Source organism: Serratia sp. (in: enterobacteria), from assembly GCF_051654945.1.
Classification (GTDB): domain Bacteria; phylum Pseudomonadota; class Gammaproteobacteria; order Enterobacterales; family Enterobacteriaceae; genus Chania.
The window spans coordinates 1-1746 of the sequence record NZ_JBOFZA010000010.1 but is presented as its reverse complement, the minus strand read 5'-3'; the positions used below and the strand labels follow the sequence as shown (position 1 = coordinate 1746).

1 protein-coding gene is annotated in these 1746 nt (G+C 51.0%); it reads right to left on the bottom strand.

Annotated elements, in window-relative coordinates; all coding sequences use genetic code 11:
* Positions 1-84: 84 nt before the first annotated feature.
* Positions 85-1431 (bottom strand): ISNCY family transposase, encoded by a 1347-nt coding sequence (locus tag ACRDCA_RS00080; RefSeq protein WP_438687740.1) that lies wholly within the window; start codon positions 1429-1431, stop codon positions 85-87.
* Between the last annotated feature and the right edge of the window lie 315 nt (positions 1432-1746).

Genomic DNA, 1746 nt, shown 5'->3' with positions numbered 1-1746 from the left:
TTTGTCTACCCGATGTTGAAATGTCACCCTGGTTTCCAATTTTAAAATGTCACCTTTTGCTGCAGATTTAAAAAGAGAAGGGCGTTAGCGTTTGAGGCTTGCTCTGAATTCTTCAGGGTTGGCCAGAACTGGATTGATGGCCCTGAGTTGTTCCTGGATTCTGGCCTGGGCTCGTCGTTTTGGCATGCTCTTGCTGCGCTCTCTTTGACCATCCCGGTCCCGTTCATCCTGCTGGACCTGCGCCAGCTTCAGTACGGCGCCGAGCCGTTTGTTGTCTACGATGGCACCCTGGTCAACGATGGCCAACTTGTCGAAGACCTGATAGGCCAGCGTCCTGTAGCCGTATTTGAAGGCCAACGTACCATCTGGGTAATCGAATGACATGATTTTCTCGCCAGCAATTCGCGTATTTTCCTCTGTGGGTTCAACGAGATATAGCATCTTATCGTATTGGAATGTCAGGGATTTCGAGAGTGTTCTGAGCTCCTGCCAGGCAAAGATATCATCCAGCGCTGCCGGCTGCTCGTTGACCGGTCGATGGAGATTTTTTGGGTATTTGGGGGCTTTAGCAAAGCGGCGGTTGAAATCCAGGATGAAGCTGTCCAGCCAAACATTGGCTTCTTCGATACTGCTGATGCTCTCGAGTCGCATCTCTTTGATTAATCGGTCCTGGAGCGTCAGGTTGGCACGCTCGACGCGGCCTTTGGCCTGGGAACTGTTGGCGCAGATGAGCTCGATGTTCAGGTCATGCAGAACGCGCCCAAACTGCGTGGTGCCGGTACGGCGAGTTTCAGCCTGGCTGACGCGAAAAACGGCATGCTTATCACTGTAGAACGCCACAGGTTTACCATGTTTATCAATATATTCCCGCGTCGCCAGCATGTAATCGAAAGCCGATTCCGTTTCACAGAACCGCAGGTGCATCAGCCGACCGGTAGCGTCGTCAATGTAAACCAACAGGCAGCATTTTGATGCACGGCCTTCAAACCAGTCATGGTGAGAGCCGTCGATTTGAATGAGTTCGCCAAGACAGTCGCGGCGATATCGAGGCTGATAAACGCGTGCTTTACGCCGAGCGTGTGGAACCCAAAGGCCATCAGCAATCATCCAGTGGCGCACGGTTTCAGTTGAGATAATTATCTGGTGGCGTTCGCTCAGCTTTTCTGTGGCCAATGTAGGTCCGAAGTCGCTGTATTTTTCACGTAGCAACGCCAGCACTTGTAGCTTGAGATCATCCGGAGCGCGGTTATTTGCTGGCATTCCGCGTTTACGCGAGGCGATGCCGGCTGCGCCGTACGACAAATACCTGGCAAGAACTCGCTGAAGCTGACGAACGCTGATGTTCAGCAGTTTTGCTGCAGCTGATTGTGTCAGGAGTTTGTCGCAAACTTGCTGCAGTACAGGAATGCGGTTCAGTTCTTTCTGGCTCATGGTCACCAACATAGACGCTCCGGATAGTTTGCCTGTGAGAACAGACTAACCGAAAGACGACATTTTAACTTTGGTAAAACACGACATTATCGCTTTGGGCTGACAACCTCGGTGCGCATAACGATAATTATGTTAAATTGCATTGGTAGTTACGCACCAGGTTATCCCGTTAGGTTTGGCTCACCTCACCTTCATGCTTTGCACGCCTGGTATCTCAGAAGCTGGTTCATTAGTGGCAATTTATTCGAGTTGATACTCAGCCGATTTCAATCTCAATCCTCGAGCGGCGTGCCCTGATGAAAACGCATCTGCCAA